The organism is Alteromonas alvinellae (genome assembly GCF_902705805.1).
In genome coordinates this window covers 1-1,358 of record NZ_CACSIH010000192.1, presented here as the reverse complement: position 1 = coordinate 1,358, position 1,358 = coordinate 1, and the positions used below count along the sequence as shown (strand labels likewise).

The 1,358-nt window shown below is 57.8% G+C and carries 2 protein-coding genes; both read right to left on the bottom strand.

Features of this window, described 5'->3' with window-relative positions; translation table 11 throughout:
• Positions 1–986, bottom strand: a 986-nt coding sequence (locus ACX5KA_RS13910; protein WP_458731459.1) for an ISL3-like element ISPpu12 family transposase, incomplete at its 3' end; no start/stop codon positions are given.
• Between the two features lie 21 nt (positions 987–1,007).
• The coding region (gene lspA / locus ACX5KA_RS13905; protein WP_431667712.1) for a signal peptidase II at positions 1,008–1,358 on the bottom strand (351 nt) is incomplete at its 5' end.

The window sequence follows — 1,358 nt, the reverse complement described above, 5'->3', positions numbered from 1 at the left end:
TCCTTTTGGCCCTTCGGGATGGTGGCTATCCACTCGTCCAGGGCGGCTTCTGCCTGGAGCCGTGTGGTGGCGTCCCAGATGCCGTAGAAGCGCTCCTTGTGCTCGTAGGCGGCCAGCAGTTGCGGGAACGCGCCTGTCCAGGTCTCCATAATGAGGCGCTCCCGGTCTGAGACTTCGTGAGCGCGTTTCAGCAGGATTTTCCGGTCTCCCTTGAGAGTCCGACTCTGGGACGGTTTCAGCTCCTTTCTGAGGCCCTTGCGCACTCTCTCTAGGGCATCGTTGGCCATGCGCACCACATGGAACTTATCGACCACGATACGGGCCTGGGGCAGCACAGCCTTGACCGCTGCCCGGTAGGGGTTCCACATGTCCATGCTGACGATCTCGACCTTCTGCCGGTCTTTCAGCTTCATCAGGTAGTTGGTCACCACGTCCTGGCGGCGGGTGGCCAGCAGGTCGAGCAGGGTTCGCTCCTCAATGTTGGTCAGAATGCAGCGGTAGCGCTTGTTCAGGTATAGCTCGTCAATGCCCAGGATGCGGGGCGTCTCGAAGCGGTGCCAGCGCCCCAGGAACTCGGCGCGGGCGTTGAAGATGTCGCGCACCGTCTTCTCGTCCAGGCCGGTCTGTGCCGCCACAAAGGTGTAGGGGTGGTTGAAGGATTCCTTCTCCACGTACTCATGCAGCCGCAGTGTCATACGGAATCCGTCCACCATCTCCGGTAGCTGGGGCCTGAATGTTGTCTTGCAGGCCCGGCAGGTGTATCGGCGGCGGACCACCCAGAGAGTGACCCGCTTGCCGTGGATGGGCAGATCACGATAGGGAACGTCACGCTTGCCGAACCGTACGAACTCACCCTGCACGCCGCATTCCTCGCAGGCGATGGGATCGGGCACGTCCACCTGGAAGTGCATTTCGTCGTCGGTTGATTTGCAGCCCAGTACTTGGTATTGCGGCAGGTGAAGGATGTTGTCGGGAAGTTCGGTCATGGTGTTGTATAGGCGTAGGTGTCAGTCAGATCCATCCGACTCGGCATTGGTGTTTGCTTTTTTACCCAACAAGCTGCTGGAAACGAAAAGTAAGGCACCGAGGACAATTGCAATATCAGCCAGGTTGAAGGCCGGCCAATGCCAGTCTCGCCAATAGAAATCAAAGGAATCCACAACATAGCCGCGAAAGACCCGGTCAATCAGGTTACCCATGGCGCCACCGAGGATAAGACTGTAAGCGATGGCTTCTCCTTTATGACGATTTTCAAGGATCAGCTTGATCAGAAAAATCGAGACCACTACCGCGATTCCGATAAAAAAGTAGCGCTGCCAGCCTCCACCATTCGCAAAAAGACTGAATGCGGCACCGGT